The sequence below is a fragment of the Monashia sp. HAY1-5C genome (genome assembly GCF_056755255.1).
Genome location: NZ_JBPGXG010000593.1, coordinates 1 through 249 on the forward strand (window position 1 = coordinate 1; position 249 = coordinate 249).

General features: G+C 71.1%; 1 protein-coding gene. It reads right to left on the reverse strand.

Translation table 11 applies throughout. The features are described 5' to 3' along the window. A partial coding sequence (locus tag ACR9ZK_RS22880) for a DUF6861 domain-containing protein (protein WP_481344212.1) occupies window positions 1-249 on the reverse strand: 249 nt, incomplete at both ends.

Sequence of the window (249 nt, forward strand, 5' to 3'; positions counted from 1 at the left end):
GTCCATGACCAGCATCCCGAGACCCATCCAGACGAGGATCTCGCCGCCGATCGCGACGCCCGCCTGCGCGCCCACCGCAGCGCCCGGGATGGCGCCCACGCCGAAGGCCAGCGACCCCAGCGCCCCGCCCGCCGCCGCACCGAGCACGGCGCCGCCGCCCAGGTACAGCGCCATCTGCTTCATGACCTCGTACAACACGTCGACGATCACCGCGAAGTTCAGGTCGGCGAACTGCTGCCTGAGCAGTTC